The sequence below is a fragment of the Spirochaetota bacterium genome, assembly GCA_026414805.1.
Lineage (GTDB): Bacteria > Spirochaetota > UBA4802 > UBA4802 > UB4802 > UBA4802.
Genome location: JAOAIH010000007.1, coordinates 46,914 through 66,742, shown reverse-complemented (window position 1 = coordinate 66,742; position 19,829 = coordinate 46,914). Strand labels below are relative to the sequence as shown.

The 19,829-nt window shown below is 34.6% G+C and carries 19 protein-coding genes and 1 tRNA gene; 15 read left to right on the top strand and 5 right to left on the bottom strand.

Going from position 1 to position 19,829, the window contains the following annotated elements:
• The coding region (locus tag N3F66_02875) for a hypothetical protein (GenBank protein MCX8123089.1) at positions 1-216 on the bottom strand (216 nt) is incomplete at its 3' end.
• Between the two features lie 88 nt (positions 217-304).
• Between N3F66_02875 and N3F66_02870 the strand changes: the two genes are divergently transcribed.
• From N3F66_02870 to N3F66_02850, 5 genes are all read left to right on the top strand, one after another.
• Positions 305-1,006 (top strand): hypothetical protein, encoded by a 702-nt coding sequence (locus tag N3F66_02870; protein ID MCX8123088.1) that lies wholly within the window; start codon positions 305-307, stop codon positions 1,004-1,006.
• Between the two features lie 7 nt (positions 1,007-1,013).
• A complete protein-coding gene (locus N3F66_02865) occupies positions 1,014-2,402 on the top strand; it encodes a hypothetical protein (GenBank protein MCX8123087.1) in 1,389 nt (462 codons plus the stop codon).
• A gap of 108 nt (positions 2,403-2,510) precedes the next feature.
• Positions 2,511-2,942: a SoxR reducing system RseC family protein gene (locus N3F66_02860; protein MCX8123086.1), complete on the top strand. Its 432-nt coding sequence runs from the start codon at positions 2,511-2,513 to the stop codon at positions 2,940-2,942.
• 209 nt (positions 2,943-3,151) lie between these two features.
• A complete protein-coding gene (locus N3F66_02855) occupies positions 3,152-3,640 on the top strand; it encodes a transcription elongation factor GreA (protein MCX8123085.1) in 489 nt (162 codons plus the stop codon).
• A gap of 12 nt (positions 3,641-3,652) precedes the next feature.
• A complete protein-coding gene (locus tag N3F66_02850; GenBank protein ID MCX8123084.1) occupies positions 3,653-4,876 on the top strand; it encodes a DUF1015 family protein in 1,224 nt (407 codons plus the stop codon).
• Positions 4,877-4,882: 6 nt separating this feature from the next.
• On the opposite strand, the gene N3F66_02845 is transcribed toward N3F66_02850, so the two are convergent.
• Positions 4,883-4,955, bottom strand: a tRNA-Ala gene (locus N3F66_02845).
• Between the two features lie 316 nt (positions 4,956-5,271).
• Between N3F66_02845 and N3F66_02840 the strand changes: the two genes are divergently transcribed.
• From N3F66_02840 to N3F66_02805, 8 genes are all read left to right on the top strand, one after another.
• Complete coding sequence (locus tag N3F66_02840) at positions 5,272-5,592, top strand: hypothetical protein (protein ID MCX8123083.1); 321 nt, start codon at positions 5,272-5,274, stop codon at positions 5,590-5,592.
• Between the two features lie 41 nt (positions 5,593-5,633).
• Positions 5,634-6,986 (top strand): tetratricopeptide repeat protein, encoded by a 1,353-nt coding sequence (locus tag N3F66_02835; protein MCX8123082.1) that lies wholly within the window; start codon positions 5,634-5,636, stop codon positions 6,984-6,986.
• Between the two features lie 4 nt (positions 6,987-6,990).
• Entirely contained in the window at positions 6,991-8,802 is a 1,812-nt protein-coding gene (locus tag N3F66_02830; protein MCX8123081.1) for a hypothetical protein, read from the top strand.
• Complete coding sequence (locus N3F66_02825) at positions 8,803-9,249, top strand: hypothetical protein (protein ID MCX8123080.1); 447 nt, start codon at positions 8,803-8,805, stop codon at positions 9,247-9,249.
• A gap of 132 nt (positions 9,250-9,381) precedes the next feature.
• Entirely contained in the window at positions 9,382-9,720 is a 339-nt protein-coding gene (locus N3F66_02820; GenBank protein ID MCX8123079.1) for an STAS domain-containing protein, read from the top strand.
• 5 nt (positions 9,721-9,725) lie between these two features.
• Positions 9,726-11,987 (top strand): hypothetical protein, encoded by a 2,262-nt coding sequence (locus N3F66_02815; protein MCX8123078.1) that lies wholly within the window; start codon positions 9,726-9,728, stop codon positions 11,985-11,987.
• Between the two features lie 65 nt (positions 11,988-12,052).
• The gene (locus tag N3F66_02810) at positions 12,053-13,597 is read left to right on the top strand and encodes a tetratricopeptide repeat protein (GenBank protein MCX8123077.1); all 1,545 of its coding nucleotides are present in this window, start codon (positions 12,053-12,055) and stop codon (positions 13,595-13,597) included.
• Entirely contained in the window at positions 13,597-14,523 is a 927-nt protein-coding gene (locus tag N3F66_02805; protein ID MCX8123076.1) for a ParB/RepB/Spo0J family partition protein, read from the top strand. The genes N3F66_02810 and N3F66_02805 overlap by 1 nt, the downstream gene beginning before the upstream one ends.
• 54 nt (positions 14,524-14,577) lie before the next feature.
• Here the strand turns inward: N3F66_02805 and N3F66_02800 are convergent, their stop codons facing one another.
• Genes N3F66_02800 through N3F66_02790 form a run of 3 tightly spaced genes read right to left on the bottom strand, consistent with a single transcriptional unit; the run spans position 14,578 to position 18,002 of the window.
• Entirely contained in the window at positions 14,578-15,555 is a 978-nt protein-coding gene (locus tag N3F66_02800) for a bifunctional oligoribonuclease/PAP phosphatase NrnA (protein MCX8123075.1), read from the bottom strand.
• Positions 15,555-16,451 (bottom strand): glycine--tRNA ligase subunit alpha, encoded by an 897-nt coding sequence (gene glyQ / locus N3F66_02795; protein MCX8123074.1) that lies wholly within the window; start codon positions 16,449-16,451, stop codon positions 15,555-15,557. Before glyQ ends, N3F66_02800 begins: the two co-directional genes overlap by 1 nt.
• Positions 16,452-16,478: 27 nt before the next feature.
• Positions 16,479-18,002 carry an HDOD domain-containing protein gene (locus N3F66_02790; GenBank protein ID MCX8123073.1) on the bottom strand — a complete coding sequence of 508 codons (1,524 nt, stop codon included), beginning with the start codon at positions 18,000-18,002 and terminating at the stop codon, positions 16,479-16,481.
• A 223-nt stretch (positions 18,003-18,225) separates the two neighbouring features.
• Between N3F66_02790 and N3F66_02785 the strand changes: the two genes are divergently transcribed.
• Positions 18,226-19,326: a DUF362 domain-containing protein gene (locus N3F66_02785; protein ID MCX8123072.1), complete on the top strand. Its 1,101-nt coding sequence runs from the start codon at positions 18,226-18,228 to the stop codon at positions 19,324-19,326.
• A 49-nt stretch (positions 19,327-19,375) separates the two neighbouring features.
• Positions 19,376-19,816 (top strand): response regulator, encoded by a 441-nt coding sequence (locus N3F66_02780; protein ID MCX8123071.1) that lies wholly within the window; start codon positions 19,376-19,378, stop codon positions 19,814-19,816.
• Positions 19,817-19,829: the final 13 nt, after the last annotated feature.

Below are 19,829 nucleotides of genomic sequence, written 5' to 3'. Positions count from 1 at the left end.
GGTATATTCAGTGCTCTGACCCTTTACATTACTTATGCGTAAGGTAACAACAAAAGGTTTTTGTGCGGTATTATATATATCACACCATATAAAATAAGGTTGTTCAGTAGAAACAACGTCAGCTGGGTACTGCAACGGTTGAGCACTGTCATTTATCCCGGCAAATAAGACACTTTGCAATAGTAGAAGTATACATGTTGCTATTGTTATCCTCATAGGTTTACCTTGACAAGAGTAATGGTATACTCTACAGTGTCAGAGCAACAAAATTATGCAACAACAAATTATACAAGTGATACATTCTATGAAATATCTCGTTTATGGTATATGTCTATTATTTTCTATCCAATCCTTTGGAAATGAACTGGATACAATTTTAAACAATTTTGCCGTAGAAAGTATTGATGCTGCTATTGTCCAGGTAATTGCCGAAACAGGAAAACCAACAGAGCGCTACGAAGGCAGATACAGGGCATACAAGCAGTATATGCGCATTGATTACAGTAAGCCTTTTGCACAGATTGTAATTGTTAAAGAAGGCAATCTTCAGTGGTACTATCCCGATACAAAAGAATTATGGACTATGAAAAACATCAACGCACCAGTAACCCACCCATTTATGCAATTTGATTATCTTAAAGATAGGATCATTATCACACGCAAGGAAAATACCTATTATGGATTTTTTAACAGAGCATACCGGTATATTTTACACGATAGCACCACAGCAACAAAAATAGAGCTTGTTATTGACAAACAAAATGGATATCCTGTAAAGAAAATCACACGTACTGCACAGGGTGTGGAAATAATGCAGGAGGTCTATGAAGATTATATATACATACACAATATATGGTTTCCTACCACTGTTGAAGTGACAGCACGAACTTACAATGGAATAACTCGCAATGTTACCCGTTATTACAATGTACAGCTTAATGTAAAATTTGCCCCTGATATTTTCAACCTGCAATTACCAAAAGGGGTCAAGGTTAAACAAATGTGAGGATGCAGTGAAGCAATTATTGTTTTTGATAGTTGTTATTTTTTATTCCACTGTATGCACTGCAAAAGTTATTGTAACAGGCTTAACTATCCCCATTGATATCAGTGATATTGAAAATGGCACTGTAGTATCCCATGAACAGGCAAAAGCAGTGGCGATAGCTCTTACCAATAAACTCCATGCTTTGGGATACACTACAAGCTACGTCCACCGATATGAGCTTGCAGGTGATAAGTGTGTACTACATGTTGTTCAGTCATATATTTTTGACATACAGATTATTGCACATGCTGATGTCAAAGAAAGTATCGTTGATGATTTGAACCAGTTAAAAGGAACTATATATAATAAAAATACAGTCTACCAATATCTGCTACAGCTAAAAGAAAAATATATGCTGGATTCAGTCTCGGTTGACGTAGTCAACTATAATGAAGGGGATGATGTAAAGCTTATTGTAAGGGTCAGGGCAATGACCCTTGTGTATTCGTTTGAGATAGCAACACTTCCCATCTATGGGGTAACACCCTCTCTCATGCTATCAGCTCCGTTGTATAAGGCAATTGCTACCGCACAGGGCCAGGTTGGTTTCAATGAAGAAAGGGTGACTGTAAAGAAAGTAATGGTAGACTATATGCATTTTATGGGGAAATATGGATACCATGCAGGTAGTGATGTGTCAGCGGAATATGCAGTATGGGAGCGCTATGCCTCTGATTTTACCTTACTAGCAATTAAGCCTTATATGGGTTGTGGCAAATTTTCTACAATGGGTGCCTTTGATATTTCAGCTTTTATATATGCAGCGGTATCATATCTCAGGGTATCAGGGTATGATGATAACCCATTGGCACCACCACTTCACACTGCATATACCACTACAGGTGTGGAACTGCGCATCAGGGCAACTGATAGCCGATCAATAACAAAAAAAAATAAAAATGTAAACATATCGCTGTTTGCTGGTGTATCATCGGGTACATATAATATAACATCACGAATTTTGATGTATATGCCATTGCCACTTACAAGCCGTCTGTATATTATTCCAACTGGGTATAGCTTTTATACTAATTTACGCAACAGGGTATATTCAGAATATGTGTTCGATAGTTACCTTTCAGGGTATCCCAGGCGATATACCACTACACATTCACGTCACATTGCTACTGTAAAATTAATGTATGAAGTAGTGTACGAATTTATTTTTGTTGAATTATTTGCTTCTTCGGGAATGTACAAAACAGAATATAATAAATGGGATGGAACCTCAAGCTATGGAGTTTCTGCTGATGTTGTATATACAACTACGATGATTAATTTTGGTTGTGCATGGAATGCCGATGAAAATTTTAAAAAGTACTATGTGTTTGCTGGGGTAAGAGCACAGCTATAATATTTATTGAAAAATTTCTATTATAAAGTATTATAATTAACATGCACTATTGCAGAGTACCTCACTGCAATTGTAAGTAAAATTAAGGGATATACCCGGAGATTATCCGTGGAAACTGAATGTGGTATAGTTACACAAGTGAAAGACAATTATGTCCTTGTTGAAGCTGATGCAGTTTCTTTCTGCTCTTCATGCAGTAATCATGGTTGTACTATGCGTCAGTCAAAAGGGCGACAGCTCTGGATAGAAAATACATTAGGTGCTTCCTCAGGTGACAGGGTAATTTTTGAATTACCTTCAAAAGGAATTGTACTATCATCAGTTGTACTGTATGGTATTCCTATAGTGTTTCTTATTGCTGGGATAGTACTTGGTATAGTGGTACCTTTACCAATGCCAGTTGATAGGGATATCCTGGGTATAGTAACAGGGATGCTATTTTTGGCAATTTCATTTGTAATTATGCGAGTTGCATCAAAATATATTGTTCGGCGTAAACAATTTGCCCCAACAATGGTAAAGGTGGAAAAGTTGTTGTAAAAAATTGTGGACAAACAATACATAGTATTACATATCATCGTAGTTTTTAAAAGGTTAACGATAGTTACTGTGAGTTGTGTTCTGAATTTATTGAGTAGATAGATTCAGAATCAAAGTTATTATTGGGATTGCAAATAAAGTTTGAAATGATACCAGGTTGTCCCTGGATAACATTATAGAAATTTTATTTTTATAGGAGAGTTAGTAGTATGCCAGTTAACATTGAAGATAAGAAGAAACAAATAAAAGAAGAGATAGACAGGCTTCAGTACGAAATGAAAGTTGAATTGCCTCAACGCATTGCCGAGGCACGTGCAAAAGGCGACCTTAAAGAGAATGCTGAATACCATGCAGCACGTGAACGACAGTCGTTTGTACAGGCACGCATTGCATATTTAAGCAAGCAGCTAAGCCTGATGGAGAGCATTGATATCACATCTATAGAGCAGGGTAAGGTAGAATTTGGCTCACAGGTTACAGTACGCAACTTAGATACTGATGAGGTAGTTGAGTTTACCATTGTCACACCAAATGAGGTTGATGCATCAGCGGGTAAAATTTCGCTTTCATCGCCAATTGGAAGGGCATTGCACAAAAAAACAGTTGGTGATGAGGTAACAGTACAGATACCAGCTGGAACTAAGCGATTCAGGATTGAAAAGCTTATAACAATTCATGGCGAAGAGCTATCGCTTTAAAAGGAAATATAAATGGCAATCATTAAAGAGTTTATTGCATTACGCCCTGCAAAAGATTATGTGTCAAAAGTAGCTGAGCTTCCGTATGATGTGGTTACAACAGAAGAAGCAAAAGCATTAGCAGATGCTAATCCCTTAAGCTTTTTTCATGTTACAAGGCCCGAAGTAGATTTACCGTTAGTGCATGATACTTATACTGACGAAGTATACCAAAAAGGGAAACAAAATTTACAAAAGTTTATTATTGATGGGATACTTGCGTATGATGATGGCGCATACATGTATCTGTATACATTAAGCATGGGTAATCATAAACAGACAGGAATAGTAGCAGTAGTTTCAATTGATGATTATGTAAATGGCGTAGTAAAAAAGCATGAGTTAACCCGTGAAGATAAAGAAATCGACCGTATGAACCACATACAGGTTGTTGGAGCACAGACGGGTCTTGTATATTTGTTTTATAAAAATAATGATGATCTGCGCACTTTGATGAAGCAAGCTCTCCATTCACCTCTTCTTTACGATTTTATTGCCAGTGATGGAGTGCGGCATACTGTTCAAAGAATTGACGACAAGAGATTGCTTTCAATGATAAAGGATGCAATGCAGCCGCAGGTGCTCTACATTGCTGATGGACATCACCGTGCAGCATCAGCTGTGAGGGTAGGCATGGAACGTAGAAAAAGCGGCTATGACGGTAACGAACCATTCAATTATTTTGTTGCAACAATCTTCCCTCATTCAGAATTGCAAATATTACCGTATAATCGCGTCATCAAGGATTTATATACTCATGATTTTACATCATTTATGAGTGCACTAGCACAGAATTTTTCAATAGAAAAATCTGATAACGGTGTTGTGTCAAAACCTCATGAAATCAAAATGTATTATCATAAACAGTGGTTTGTTCTCCGTTATGAAAAAGAATTGCCTGTCAATGATGTTGATAGATTGGATGTTGCACTATTACAAAATATGATTTTAGCTCCCCTGTTGGGTATCAATGATCCACGGAAGGATAAACGTATTGATTTTGTAGGGGGTACTGATGCAGTTAATGAGATTATTCAGTTAGTTGATAGCGGTAAGTTCAGTATTGGTTTTTCTTTGTACCCAACTTCAATAAGCGATCTTATGGCTGTATCGGATAAAGGGGAAATTATGCCCCCCAAATCGACATGGTTTGAGCCTAAACTGAGGGACGGATTATTAGTGCATGTTATTGGATAATCATTTTGGAGACGAGGGGAGTCGAACCCCTGACCTCTTGAATGCCATTCAAGCGCTCTCCCAACTGAGCTACGCCCCCATTGCATGGGTGTAATGACAATGCTTGTGGTCGTAGTAATCAATCACAAAATTTTGTCAATATTTTTTGGCATTATACATAATAAATTTTATTGCATTATATTCCATAATGAGAGTTTGTGTACAAAATAATGTTTATTGTGTACATCTTTTATTTTAATCGCATTGGATATATAAACTATTATTGATACTTTGTTTTTACGAATATTAACTGAAATTTTATTATAACTTTGGATTTATTCTTGCCAAAATGATTATCATTATGCTACTATAATAGTATATGTTACTTTAAGGATATTCTATACTGAGGGTACCCTATGTCATTCGAAATTGAAAAACTGAAGGAAGAAAATGTCAATCTATCTAAAGAAGTAGAAGAATTGAGGAAAATTATCCAGACATACGAAAATGTCCTGAAGCTTAATGAACAGGAACTATCGAACGCATATCAAATTATTGCGATGTATGAAAACATTGTGGAATATTCTCGGTCTGAGTTAAAACTTGCAACCGAAACGGCGCAGGCCAGGGAAAATGCGTCCCAGCTAAGCAGAATGGAATTGATGCAGGCATTTGAAAAGATAAAACAGCTTGAAGAGGAAAATAAAAAGCTCAGAGCTCAAAAATGCAATTCTTGACACTAATGGATAAAAGAAGAAAGGCTACAGGTTGTTAGGATATGCTGGTAACATATGCAATAATATTTTTATTTGTTATAATTCTTGTTGTCTTTATTCTTTATCTGGCCAATATTTATATTTTCCCCCGTAAGTTAGAAGAAATACAACAGCTTATTGAATCAGGTCAAACCAAAATTGCAATACGCAAGCTCAATGACATTATAGAAAAAGATGACCGCAACCACTATGCACATTATCTTTTAGCTCTGGCGTATGAAAAGGAAAATAACATACAGTATGCTATCCTTGAATACCGGCAAGTTTTAAAAATATCCAAATTTGATGATAAAGTAAATGAAATAGAGATACGCAAACGCTTGGCTAGTATCTACAAAGCACGAAATGCAATTGAGGAAGCAAGGAAAGAATACTTACTATTGACCCAGTTGGATCCTGCAAACTATGAGCCATTCTATGAGCTTGGAATTATATATTTTAATGCAGGCCAGTTGGAGAAAGCAGCACCCTATTTGAAAAAGAGTATATCAAATTATAGTAAGCATGGTCCCTCGTATTATTATCTGGGACAGGTTTATTACCGAATGCAAAATTATGCAGATGCAAAACAGGCATTCATCGAAGCTATAAAAATTGATCCCAATGATTATAAATCACATTATTTTTTAGGTCTAGTATTGCGGCAATTGGGTGATTATGAATGGGCTATTAAAGAATTTGAGACAGCTCAGAAGAGTGATGATATTAAAGTAAAATGTTTTTTGGCAAAAGGCACATGCTTTTTAGAGCGTGAACAGCTTCCAAAAGCTGTAGTAGAATTTGAACGAGGTCTTAAATTTGCCAAAAGAGGCAGTGATACTGAATTAAATTTGCGATATTTTTTAGCTGAAGCCCAGGAAAAAATGCGAGACCTTCATTCTGCAATTTCAAACTGGGAGAAAATTGCTGCTATTAATCCCAACTTCAGAGATGTACAGGAAAAACTAAAATCGTATGCTGAGTTTAGGCAGGATGACCGTATAAAGGACTTCATGATTGCCGGATTAGCACAATTTGAGCATACCTGCCGCAAAATAGTGGAATCCATGGGATTGACGGTGATGGATGTTGATATAATTAGTGATACTGAAATAGAAATAATTGCAACTGATACTGAAGGCAAGTGGCGAAATACCCGCAGAACCAATAAAATAGTTAGGATATTACGCACAACTGATGTAGTGAATGATCAATTGTTGCGAAAGCTCCATGAAAAATTAAAAGAAAAAAATGCTACTCGCGTAATTATTATTACCGCAGGAGAGTTTACCCAGAGTGCAGTTGATTTTTCAAATACCCGGCCAATAGAACTTTACGGGAAAAGTGATCTTTTACGGTTGCTAAAGCAAACATAATTATATGGTACATAAAGAAATTGTTAAACTGAGGCAGGTTCCATTATTCAAACATCTCATGGATAATGAATTGTCCCAGCTACTCAAATTAGCAAAACCAATTTCTATACCAAAAGGGGGTATTGTCAACAGTGATTCGCATTCCCTTTATATTATCAACAAAGGCATTTTTGATATTCAAAAACATGATTCTATTTATTTGACAACACAATCTTTTTTTGGCGAATTACCCTTTTGCGAAAAGGGCTCTGGGATTGTAAGGTCATTAACTGATTCGGTGGTATATGAATTAAAAGATACAGACTTGTATCAGTTTATGGGAAACAACTTCAAAGCTTTGCGCGGTTATTTAAAGATAGCTGATTTTTACCGTTTTCCCTTAACAGACGCAGGGAAAAATTTATATAAAAATAAATCTCAAATTATTACTATTTTCAGTACCGAAAAACATTGTGGAAAGACAACTGTATCAGTGGCAACCGCAGCAGCATCCTCTTTTAATAGAAAAACAATCTTGCTTGATGCTTCCTATGATGGCATTTCAGTGTTTGATATGTGTGGCAAAAAGTTATTGCCGCCTTTATCTCAAAAAAATCCTGATGAAGTGACTGGACAAAAATTTATAGAGCAAAGAATTGAAAAAGTGTCCGAAACATTAGACATTCTTAACGTGGCTTACGGATCAAAGGTTAGAATAAATCCAGAGATTATCAATCCCCTTTTATTTTATTTATCTTTTGAATATTCATTTATTATTATTGATTGCTCAAACATTGATATACCCCTCAGAGATATAATATTGTATAATTCAGATATTGTAATTGAAATAATTAATGCAAAATCCATACTAAAGATTACTGCCATAAATGATTCTCTGTTAACTCAGGGACAACAGGTAATTTATGTTGTTAACAAACATTTTGACAGGACAGTAAAAATTAATAATTCTATTAAAGATTTTGATACAATATCTGTTGGATCAGCCGAAACGATGTATCAGGCAATCCTGCGAAGTGATTTGCAAAACAATACTATTTTTCGCGAAATTCTATCTGATAAAAAAGCTATGGTTCTTGCGTCAGGAATGTATGAAACGCTCTACTATGCAGGTCTTTTTGAATCGATGAGGAATAGCAGTAATATGCCTGATATATTGTATACTACTGGGATTCCATATGCAGTATTGATTGCATACCTGCATACAAATTCTTTGAAGGAATATAAAAAGTTACTTTTACACTATTTTTCTGATGATAAACTGCATTCACTGCTTGATGTTGCTTTCCCTGATAAATATCTATTTAAAAATGATCCTTTGAGGTCGTTTTCGTCATCAGTGTGTAATACAGGGAGACTTGAATATTACAGCAGTGTTCCATATACAACACTTATCTCTGGTGCTGGAGTAAGGATGTTTTCCACAGGGGAAGTATGCGATATTGCTGCTGCCTCAATTGCTTTTCAACCAATGTTTGAAGGTGTAACTATCAGGGATGAAGAATGTTATTCTTCGTTCCCATTATATCCTGTGATTCCTGAAAATCTATTGAGAACCCATATTCAGCATATATCGTATATAAGGTTGGATACCATAGTAAATCCAATTTCTTCAAAAAGCAAGGTATTAGGTATTTTTAGAAAATTTCTTGATTTTCTTCCACATTATAATTTATATGCTTGCGATAATGGTTCAGTTTGTCATAAAGAATTTCCTTTACAAATACCGGAGGTGGTATCAATTAATGACCTTATTGAGAAGTCATTTAATAATCTAAAAAGTTTTGATGATATCATACAAAAAGTAACGGGGGGGTAAATGAGGTCAAAAGCTACAAACATATTACAATGTGGTGTTTTATTTACTGGAGTTATATATATTATTATTGGCATATTTTATGGATTCAGCCCTATATTATTTGCAAATGTTTTTGGAATTGAAGTTAACCCAGATTGGTATAATTTAATAAAATATGACACTTTCACTTCCCCACTATATCATTTCTCACGTGTATTTGCACTGTTTTTGGCAGTTGCTGGATTAAGTATGATTATGCCTTTATTTGATCCTTTAAAATATCGAGGGATGATTTATTATAATGGTATTGTGTTCCCATTAGTTTCGGCACCAGTTCTTCTTATAAATGGCATTGAGTATGAACATCATATTATGACAATATGTGGTATACTATTTGTGATAATATTCTTATCTGTGGGTTTTGGTTTAATGATAACACGAAAGCAGACAAAAATGGGCAAGGAATAGTTAATTATTAATTGCTTGCTTTTTAATTATCAATAGTGCAGGATAATAGAACATGAGAATAAGAGTATTTTTAGTTACATGTTTTAAAAATTATTAATTAGTTGATAATTAATTTATTTTCAGGAGGATATAATGAATCTACAAACAAAAAAAGTGGGTAATGTTGTTGTAGTATATTTACAGGGGCGTTTAGATGTACATTTGTCAGCTGATATTGAGAAAGAAATAAATAAATTAATCAAAGATGAGCCCAACGCTCATTTATTGTTGAACCTTTCGGGCGTTGAGTATATGAGCAGCAGCGGTTTAAGAATTTTTGTTTCTACTATGAGGATATTAAAAGAATCAAACCGGAAATTAAAATTGTGCAATATGAATAGTGCTGTAAAAAAGATTTTTGAAGTTGTTGAACTTATGGACATGTTTGAAATTTATGATACCGAAGATGAAGCTATTGCTTCTTTTAAATAATAGTTATGCTTTCACCTTTTATTAAGCCTGAGGGGCTTGAAAGAAATTCGTATATATATTCATCAGTAAATTCAGAATATACCTCACTGCCTATACCTTCAGAATTATCTGAAGGTATTAGAAATTTTACAATCTATCAAAAGTATAATTATTTTGCATGGCCTTACTGGATTTCCCGCTATGTTAACACCGTAAATGAAAGAATACAATCACTTCCTTTTTTCCTTTATAATAATCATTGCAGAACATGGTACACAATTAATAGTTTTCTAAGCAGTGGTTCAATACGAATAGATCCTTCTGGAATGGTCCAACCCGCTTGGGCTTCATGGTCGTTGGAATTCTGGATGTATATAGATGATATATTTGTTCGCTTCCATGATGATACATATATTTTTCAGGATATTGATAATGGTATAATAAAAACTGTGTATAATCATCCTGATTTCATTTATAGGCAATCGCTTTATATTACCCATACTAATATTGATGAAGCTGTTGTGGTTAATAATGTACAGTGCAAAAAGAAGAACAAAGCATTCTTTGTTGTTGCTATTAGACCCTATACTACTGAAACATTATCGGGACTGTATTCAGTAGAATATGGCAAAAACAATTTTATTCGTATTAATAATGAATACCATTGTAATTTGTTAGTTAAACCGGATATTATTTTAACTGGTGATGAAATTTCTGGAGATATCGATTTCAAAAGAAAAGATAATAAATATAAAGTTACCAGTAGTGAAAGCATGGCCACAATGGCATTTGCGTATGAGGTGAGTGGTAAGGAATTTGAAATACCTGTACGCGTTGCAGTTAACAAAAACTCAAAAATTTCCGTTCCAAAATTTGATACCAAAAAATCAATAAATGAATATACTAGCTATATCAACCTCAGAATGCAGGAGGGTGTAGGTATCAATTTAGGAAAGAATATAATTAATGAATGGGTGAACTTTTGTAAATTTTCAACTCTTGTAGAAGCCGCTAATTTTGAACTATTGGACAAAGCCAAGAAACAGGATTTTTCAAATTATTATTTTGCAATTATGGCACTAAACAGGATGGGGTATCCTCAACAGTCACTATCGATTATTAATTATTTATTAAAAAATATAAAAATGAAAGATGATTTTGATAGTGTAGTATCTGCAGCATATTTAAGTAATATTATAGGTGATTATTACAGAATTTATAAGGATTCAGAATTTTTACAGAAGCACTATCCTGTGTGTAAACAGTATGCGTACGCTTTAGTGGAATTTTGCAGGGAATTAAAAAATATCAGACAATATATTTTATTGGATAATTTCAATGAAATGACAATAAACCATGCATGGTTTATTCCCGTAGTAATTTCAGGTCTTGAAAATCTTGCATTCATGTCCCGATCATTAGGATTGTTTGGTGATGAAACAAAATTTTTAGAACAGGCTAATAAACTAGAAAAGACAGTATTGAATGTTTTATTCCATATTGCAAAGGATACGAGTGCGGAAGAAGAAAAATTAATTGAATGGGTGCCAAAACAGGGCAAGCCATTGCGCAAACAAAAGATCTCTTTTAAAGAAAACCTGGAGTTTTCAAATAGCATAAATATTTTTAATAACAGGATTTTAAAGTATGCTTCTTTTTTTTATCCGTTTATGGCTCATATAATAATGAAGTATACAACGCAAAAAATTATAGATGATATAATACTGGCAGGGAAGGGTTTGCCTTTGTATGATACCATTATAAGTGGCATAGATGTTATTAGTTCGCTAAGCTTGGCAAATAGCATGCTCTATGGTCATGACGCAAGAGCAGTTGATATAATTTACGCTATTATTACACTATGCAAAAAGCGAAAATTTCTGCCCCATTTTTTAGATCCAGTAAGTGGGCATGCAATTGTTAAAGAACCCGTATCCATAATAGCTGTATCATTGTTATTTCAAGCAATTCGCAATCTATGTTTTATTGACTATCCTGAACGGCTTGAATTATTCCCTGTTCCGGTACAAGAGTGGTTTAGCGAGTCTGCGATAGTTATATCAAATGCTCCCTCCCGGTTTGGGACTATAAGTTTTGTTACTAGTTCAACTTCAAATGAATTTGTTATTCAGTTTACAGATATCCCCCGTTTTATTCCCCATGATATTTTAATAAATCTCCCATTTAAAGCAAAAATAAAAAAATCTGATGATTTCATAGTTAAATATGAAACAGAACGATCGTGGTGCATTAATGGCTGGCCTTTGGAACTTAGATTTAAACGATAGCTCTGATTATCACGATAATATAGTATATGTTGACTTTTTACATTGAGTAATATGGTACAAAAAAGATGATTACATATATCCTGATTTCAATGTTTATTATAAGTGCTTTTCTTTATTACTTGGTATATGTACGTCCAAAATTTAGCCCATTGTATAAAGCACAGCAACTTGTTGCACAGAATCAGTTCATTGACGCAATACGTGAATATAAAAAAGTAATAGATGAATATCCAGATGATTTTGTTGTTCATTACCGGTTAGCCGACCTGTATTTATCTATTGGTGAAATTGATCAGGCAGTAATCCACTATGAGAAAATTCTTGAAATTGGAAAATTTAATTATGAGGTGGATCAGCTTAGTGTACAGAAGAAATTAGCAAAATCTTACTATATGCGCGATGAAGTTGAAAAAGCTTTTCAGACATACATGGATATTATTAAAAATTATCCTGCTGATATTGAATCTTTATATCATATTGCTTTCATTTCACTTGGTCAGGAGGAGTTTGACATAGCACAGCGATATTTTGATAGGTTATTGAAACTGAAAAATGATAATTATGAAATCCTTTTTGGTGCTGGCATCTGTTATTATCAAAACATGCGAATACAGGATGCTATTGATAATTTTAAATTAGCCTTACAGATAAAACCACAATCAGAAATTGCTCAGATAGCAGCAGCCTTTGCATGTAATAGAAAACGGGATTATCGCCAGGCGTTAGGGTATATTTCTAGGATAGCTGATACTGCTCAGGATCCTGATGTGCTGTATATGGCAAAACGGTTTCAGGCATTCATGTTGATGCGACTAAAAAGACATGACGAGGGGATAAAGCTTTTTCAGGACTTAATTGAGCTTGCAAGGAAAAATGCAAATGATGAAGCAGAACTTCTTGCTTTATATGATTTAGGATATGCGTATTTGAAAAATGAGCAGACTTCACAGGCGTATGATACATGGAATGAGCTTTACCGAAAGGATAGAAACTATAGGAATATACAATATTTAGTCACACAATTGCGTAAAGAAATGGAGATTGATAAATTTGTAAAAGAGGAAGTAACATCTGTCACAGAAACTATCACTTCATGGATGGATGATGCTTTTCCACAAGGATTATTATGGGAGATGTGTGGTTTAAAAAATACAAAAAAATATAATTTAAAGGACATCGTGGTAACTACTAAAATAAGTTATGATGATGGAAAGACCATAACTACTTCTGATGATATAATGGAAAGATATATTTTGCTTGATAATGAGAATTTCAGAATTATTTCAAACAGGCTTGTAGCAAAAATGGGCTTTAAGGTTGATCAGATATTACAAACATACCGTGAAGCCGATGGTGTTGATTTTTTAGCAATTAATCCTGAAACAAAAGAAAAAGTATTGGTATGGGTAAGGAGATGGACTAAAACTAATGTTGGTGAAATAACACTGCGAAATTTTGCTCAGGCAGTTAATGATATGAAGGCACAGCAGGGTATTTTTATTACCACTGCTGACCTTACACAGGCAGCAAAGGAAAGTTTAAAGAAGCTATCAAAAGTTACAGTTATATATCCAGATGAAATATCTAAATTATTGCGAGGGCTTTTATAATGGTTTTCCATGATGCCCCGGTGAAATTAATTCCACTCAATGCAATTCATAGTGATGATTATTTTAAAATTTCAAGGCCATTGCCTAAAGATCTGGTTGGGTCTGTTATGCGATGCGGCATAATTGAGCCAGTAATTCTTTGCAACCAGGATGTGAGATACAAAATTATATATGGCCATAATAGGATCAAAGCTGCACAGAATGCAGGTATACAAGAGGTACCAGCAAAGGTTATTACCAAATTCAATTTGGATGATTTTTTAAAAATTATCAGAGTTAAATTATATCATAATGCATTGGGAACCATTGGTAAAATCAAAAGTTTGTATTTGCTATATGATTATTTTCATGTTGATAAAAAACAGGTTGTGGAAATTGCAAGGGAACTGTCGCTGCCTGCTTCTTTAATTGAATTAAAAAATATTCAGCTTATAATCAATATGCCACCTGTGATTATTGATTATATTGATGCAAGAGCTGTCGCCCCAAAATTTGTTGTTCCGTTGTTACGATTGTCACCAACTTCTATCACTATCTTAGAACAAATTGTTGCTTCTTGCCAGATACGAGTAAATTATTTTAATTCCATAATTGTTATGATTGAAGATATTTACAGAAATGGTAAGGATAAAGTTTTGCTAGAAGTTTTAGGATCATTGCTTGTTAACGAGCGTGTTACTGATGAAGATGTGTATAATTGTATATACTCAATTCGTTATCCTGAATACACAAAGGATATGACTGTTATAGATAATGTTAAGAAAAAGCTTAATGCGTTTGGTATAAAGGTTGAAATCCCGGCATACCTTGAAGGCGATAGTATCCATGTAATCTTTGAGGTGAAAAAGAACAACCCAATTCATGGATTATTACAAAAAGATCATGAAGTTGCTGGATTAATACAATCTATAGTTGACCTGTTATAAGAAAGCATGATGGAATAAGCTTTTAGATAATTGTAAAGTGAAAACTTTGCAGCTCTATTTAAAAAAGCGCGACATCTCTTCTAAAACTTTTAATCGTGTTGTTTCAAAATCATATACAGATTTGTACCCAGCAGCATTTTTATGGCCACCACCTCCATTTGCAATTGCTATTTCTGCAACATCTAAATCTCCTTTGGTGCGCATACTCACTTTTACAGGGCCGCCAATGTCCTGCTTTACAAGAACACTTGCCACAACACCTTCTACAGTTAACGGTAGATTTATATTTACTTCGCCTTCGGAAAATGGAGCATTAGTTTCTTTTATCATATCTGGAGTTAGCTTCATCAGTATGAGTTTCCCTCCAAAATGGACTTCCATTGAAGCAAGCATTAAAGCTCTTAATCTAAACACTTCAAGCGAGTTGTTTTCATAAATACGTTGATATATTTCATATGGTCTGACTCCCAAGGACAGTAATTGAGCTGCTAATACAAATGTAACTGGTGATGTTTTTGGATATTTAAAACAACCTGTATCAAAAACTATACCCGCGTAAAGAGCCTGAGCTGCTTTGAATGATGGGATAATGCCAAAATGCTGCAGGATATTGCCGATTATTTCAGAGGTTGATGAAGCTTCAACTTTAATGAAATTTGCATCCATTTTATCTTGACCACCTTCATGATGGTCAATAATAAATACATCTTTAATGTAGTTTTTAATATACTGATATGTTTTCCCTATATTATCAAAGTCATTGGTATCCAACACAAACACAGCATAATCATTTAAATTATTTATGTTTAAATTTTCATTGAAAATAATTATTTCGTTATCGGGGTCTATAAAATTAAATTTTGAAGGCGTTGGGTCAGAATTTATAATTATTGCCTTTTTCCCTATTTTAAATAGAAGTTCTTTAAAGGCGATTTCTGCACCCAACCCATCTGGATCGGGACTTTCATGAGTGGAAATAATGAATTGATCATAAGAATTCAGATATTTTTTTAGATTAGCAAAGTAATCCATTAAACTTTCTCAGGTTGCGCATTTTTACAAAGCGGAAAACCCATTGATTGGCGTATGGCGATATATCGCTCGGCACAACGACGTGCAAGATTCCTGACCCGAGCTATATAACCAACGCGTTCAGTTACAGAGATAGCCCCTCGAGCATCCAGGATGTTAAATACATGGGAACATTTTAGTACATAATCATAAGCAGGAAGAACCAGCTGTACTGGCTCATAATCCAGAATTTTACAACATTCCTTTTCGTAAAGATCAAAGAGTTTAAAGTGTAAATCTATATCAGCAATATTGAAATTATAATGTGAAAATTCAAACTCACTTCTGTGATGTACATCGCGGTATGTCAATGATTCATTCCATTGTATGTCAAAAACACTCTCAACTCCCTGAATATACATGCATATACGTTCAAGGCCATAGGTTATTTCAACGGGTATTGGGTCAAGTTCTATACTACCACATTGCTGGAAATAGGTAAACTGAGTAATTTCCATGCCATCAAGCCATACTTCCCATCCCAATCCTGAAGCACCAAGTGTGGGGGATTCCCAGTCATCTTCAACAAAACGCACATCATGCTCTTCTAATTTGATGCCTAAATTTCGCAAAGAGTTGAGATATAAATCCTGTATATCAAGGGGTGATGGTTTCATTATTACTTGATATTGATAATAGTGCTGTAATCTGTTTGGATTATCACCATAGCGCCCATCAGTTGGACGGCGTGAAGGCTCCACATATGCAACATTCCATGGTTCAGGGCCTAAAACGCGCAAAAAGGTTGCGGGATTAAATGTACCTGCACCAACTTCAAGGTCATATCCTTGGACTATTATACATCCCTGTTTGGCCCAATAGCTGTTAAGATTAGCAATTAGATCTTGAAAGTACATATAAGCTCCTTAATCAAATAATAAGTGTTATGTAGCTGGTTGTTGATTTGTTTGAATATATTCTTCGTATTTTGCTTTTGTCAACTCGTGTAGTTGTTCAAAGTCATGTTTATTATTGAGTTTAAAATAGTCAAGACAGTCTTCATCAGTAATTTCAAATCTGAAATTTTTTGATTCAATACTGCTGAAAACATACGCTAAATACACAATATAAATTAAATCTCGATATTGTGGTGGGGATAAATGAGGCCTATGGTGAAATTCTATAGCTTTGACTAATGCATCATTAAATTTCCACTTTTGACAAATCATGCTACCTAATGTACTGTGACTAACTCCCAGAGATATCTCTTCAAGTAAGGAAATATTTTCCAGCTGTTTTAATCCAACAATATCTCGTATCTTTTGTATATCATCAGGTTTAATGGAAAGAAGAACCATTAGGCCAATATCAGCCAACAGTGAAGCCAGGTATGCAAATTCTGATAGCCTTTCTTTGCGATATTTCATTGCTATGAATTGTGCATAAAAAGCAGTTTTATATGAATTGGTCCATATAGTTTCAAACTTCTTATATCGGGAATCCAGTATTTTTTGTACTCCGCTGGCAACAAGTAATGTATTTATACCCTTAGTCCCTATAATTTTCACTGCTTCCTCTATTGTTTCAACCCGCTTTGATGTTATATATCCTGCTGAATTTGCTAATTTTAATATTGCAGTAACAAGCCCGGGGTCACGCTTAATGCTGTCAGCAATTGCTTTAATTGTGGATTCCGGATTTGCGCATAATCTTTGAATTTCAAGTATATTTTGTGGAAAAGAAGGCAATGATTCAACCTCATTGATTATTTCCTGAGCCATCTTTACCTTCAGGTCCATATTTCTGAAGCTTTCGTCAATATTTATTGAAGCACTGGTAACCTTTCCGTTAGTTGAGATAGAAAAAGCTTCAGGGGGGAAGCCTGCATTCTTCATAAGCATGAGGGCAATTATTAATCCCAATCCCGCACCTTCTGAATCATCAAGGATATCATCGAATGCATCAGAAATATCAGAATAGGTATAAGCTTTTTTTACACGGGCATTAATTTTGTTCATTTCTTCAGTAATAATTGGCACATTATTAATAACATGTATTTTATGTGTATCCCCGGTAATTGAGAAAAATACTCTTACAATGAAATTTGATTGCCCTAACTGTTCAAGAAATTCAGGGTTTTCAACAAATACATCCTCTTTGAATGTTTCCATTCCTGTCCGGTAATCTTCGGTTTTATTAATATCTAAATTTTTCTGTTTGAAATACAGCCTTTTGGCGTTGGCTTTAATGGCGTTATTGACCAGTTCCTTAATAATATTGATGAACATATCCTTTAAGTAAAGCAAGTCAAGCTGAGCAAGATAAACACTGAGCATTCGTATAATTACTGACTCAATTTCAGGAGTCATAAGTGAAAATTGGATATATACATCCTGGCCCATTTTGAGTGCTTCTTTATAATTTGCGGGCTTGCAAAAGTATTGAGCTTTTTGTTGTATTCCTTCCAAATAAATATCTCCTGGATGGCAGTATGGTAAAACTATGCATGTTACTATAAATATTGCAAGAAAATTAATACATTATGTCAAGATTTTATTTTACAGTAACTATCGTTCCTTATAATTGTTTGAGTGATTGTTTAAAAGAGCTATTAATTTATGTAATAAAAACTATTATTGACAAATTATCAGCATTAGAAATAATTATTGAAAAATAATAATGAGGTTTTTTATGGCAAAGGTATATTTTGCAGATCTACAAATGAGCAGCCGTGAAAATATAATAAGCAAAATCAAAAAATTATTTAATAAATTAGAGGTTCGTTCCATAATCAATGAAAAAGATTTTGTGGCAGTTAAAACTCACTTTGGTGAATATGGCAATGTTGCATATTTACCACCAGCGATAATACGAGCTTTTGTAGATTGCGTTAAAGACCTGAAAGCAAACCCGTTTATTACCGATACCAATACGTTGTATCGTGGTTCGCGAAGTAATGCCATTGATCATTGTAAGAATGCTGAGATGAATGGTTTCACCCTTTTTTCGTGTGGAGCACCTATTATTATTGCTGATGGATTACGGGGCAATGATTTTAGAGAGATTCCTGCTAGCGGCAAATGGTATTCAAGTGTTAAGATAGCTTCGGCTATCCATGATGCTGATGCAATAATTGTGGTAAGCCATGTAAAAGGTCATGAGCTATATGGATTTGGTGGAGCAATAAAAAACATAGCAATGGGTTGTGCTCCACCTGCAATGAAACAGTCATTACATTCAGATTTAAAGCCAAAGGTTAAACAGGCATTATGCACATCATGTGGTGCCTGTATAAAGCGTTGCCCTGCATTTGCAATTTCATTTGATGAAAATAAAAAAGCATTTATCGATAGCAATAAGTGTTTTGGGTGTGGTGAATGTACTGTAATATGTGTATATAATGCAATACCCGTTGTGTGGAAAACGGATGCTTCTGCATTGTTTGAACGCACTGCAGAGTATGTGAAAGCGTTCAGAGAACTTAAAAAAAATAAGGTTGCTTTTTTCAATTTTATTATGAATGTGTCACCAGAATGCGATTGCTGTTATTGGAATGATATGCCAATTGTGCCTAATATTGGTATATTTGCATCTAGTGATCCTGTTGCCATTGACAAAGCCTCTGTTGACCTTATTAATAAGGCCATGCCATTGCCTGGTTCACGTATAGCTGGTAAGGATGCATCCAAGGATAATATAACCGCATTATATCCTGTGCAATGGAATTATCTTTTTGACTATGCATCATCTATTGGTGCAGGTGATTCTGCATATGAGTTAATTAAAATTTAAAACTTTTTTCTACAAGATAATTTAGTTTGTAAATATGGGGTGACTGTACATGAAGAGTCCACATGATTTTCCTGCAATTAATCCTAAAAAACCTGATGGCATAAAGCCCAACGGCATACCCTATAAAGTAATGGTAATAGAGGATAAGGAATTTCACCGTAAACAAATAATTCAAATTTTGGAATCGGAAGGTTATGAAGTTATAGCTGCAGCCGCAAATGGGGCGGAAGCATTGAAATTATACGACTCGCTTGCAGCAGACCTTGACCTCATTACAACTGACTTGGATATGCCTAAGCTAGATGGATATGCATTGATGTATGAGTTGAGCCAAAAGAAACCAAAAGCAAAGATAGTATTTATCAGTGATGAGACAACGAAAGGTGTATTGGCAGATTTATTAAAAATGGGGGCTGCTGATTTTATATTAAAGCCCATTCAACGGGGGACTATTCTGGAACGTGTTAAGGCAGTGCTGCAGAAAAAGTAAAAAAATAACACTT

What these genes read in the sequence shown, in the direction of transcription:
- N3F66_02820 (MCX8123079.1), top strand. Translation starts at nt 9,382, where the DNA reads ATGAATCTACAAACAAAAAAAGTGGGTAATGTTGTTGTAGTATATTTA.
- N3F66_02835 (MCX8123082.1), top strand. Translation starts at nt 5,634, where the DNA reads ATGCTGGTAACATATGCAATAATATTTTTATTTGTTATAATTCTTGTT.
- N3F66_02785 (MCX8123072.1), top strand. Translation starts at nt 18,226, where the DNA reads ATGGCAAAGGTATATTTTGCAGATCTACAAATGAGCAGCCGTGAAAAT.
- N3F66_02810 (MCX8123077.1), top strand. Translation starts at nt 12,053, where the DNA reads ATGATTACATATATCCTGATTTCAATGTTTATTATAAGTGCTTTTCTT.
- N3F66_02855 (MCX8123085.1), top strand. Translation starts at nt 3,152, where the DNA reads ATGCCAGTTAACATTGAAGATAAGAAGAAACAAATAAAAGAAGAGATA.
- N3F66_02825 (MCX8123080.1), top strand. Translation starts at nt 8,803, where the DNA reads ATGAGGTCAAAAGCTACAAACATATTACAATGTGGTGTTTTATTTACT.
- N3F66_02870 (MCX8123088.1), top strand. Translation starts at nt 305, where the DNA reads ATGAAATATCTCGTTTATGGTATATGTCTATTATTTTCTATCCAATCC.
- N3F66_02850 (MCX8123084.1), top strand. Translation starts at nt 3,653, where the DNA reads ATGGCAATCATTAAAGAGTTTATTGCATTACGCCCTGCAAAAGATTAT.
- N3F66_02830 (MCX8123081.1), top strand. Translation starts at nt 6,991, where the DNA reads ATGGTACATAAAGAAATTGTTAAACTGAGGCAGGTTCCATTATTCAAA.
- N3F66_02800 (MCX8123075.1), bottom strand. Translation starts at nt 15,555, where the DNA reads ATGGATTACTTTGCTAATCTAAAAAAATATCTGAATTCTTATGATCAA.
- N3F66_02815 (MCX8123078.1), top strand. Translation starts at nt 9,726, where the DNA reads ATGCTTTCACCTTTTATTAAGCCTGAGGGGCTTGAAAGAAATTCGTAT.
- N3F66_02780 (MCX8123071.1), top strand. Translation starts at nt 19,376, where the DNA reads ATGAAGAGTCCACATGATTTTCCTGCAATTAATCCTAAAAAACCTGAT.
- N3F66_02805 (MCX8123076.1), top strand. Translation starts at nt 13,597, where the DNA reads ATGGTTTTCCATGATGCCCCGGTGAAATTAATTCCACTCAATGCAATT.
- glyQ (MCX8123074.1), bottom strand. Translation starts at nt 16,451, where the DNA reads ATGTACTTTCAAGATCTAATTGCTAATCTTAACAGCTATTGGGCCAAA.
- N3F66_02840 (MCX8123083.1), top strand. Translation starts at nt 5,272, where the DNA reads ATGTCATTCGAAATTGAAAAACTGAAGGAAGAAAATGTCAATCTATCT.